The 517-nt window shown below is 37.3% G+C and carries 1 protein-coding gene; it reads left to right on the top strand.

Going from position 1 to position 517, the window contains the following annotated elements; all coding sequences use genetic code 11:
* Positions 1 to 131: 131 nt before the first annotated feature.
* Positions 132 to 517: cadmium resistance transporter (locus tag ACRCJ0_RS19275; protein ID WP_431391835.1), on the top strand; the 386-nt coding region annotated here is incomplete at its 3' end.

Raw genomic sequence — 517 nt, 5'->3', positions numbered from 1 at the left:
CGTGAAAAAAATATGAAAGTTGGATGTTTTATATGAAGCAATTTATTAAACATTCTCCCTTGGCTTTGGCCAAGTTGATGTGTTTGTGTGAAAACCACCAATTCTAATAAACATATTGAAAGGGGAGGCTTATGGAAATAATTATATCTTCAATGTTAGTTTTTATCTCTACGTCCATCGATTATTTGGTTGTTTTAACGATTCTTTTCTCTACCATGAATACGGGTAAACAACGATCAATTTATATTGGCCAATATATTGGAACGGGGTTGCTCGTTGGCTTTAGTCTCATTGCAGCGTACTTCCTGAACTTTATTCCACAAGATTGGGTGATTGGATTACTTGGTTTACTTCCTTTGATTCTGGGGATTCGGGCTATCTTCATCGATGAAGATGTAGATGAAAAGGACTTAGAAGAAAAGATGTCGCATAGACAGTCAGAAGTTGCGAGTGTGGTTGCTCTGACCATTGCCCTTGGCGGAGATAATTTGGGGATTTATATTCCTTACTTTACTGG

This window comes from Aerococcus sp. L_32 (assembly GCF_050689315.1).
The sequence above is the reverse complement of the archived record's forward strand: the minus strand, read 5'-3'. Positions and strand labels throughout refer to the sequence as shown.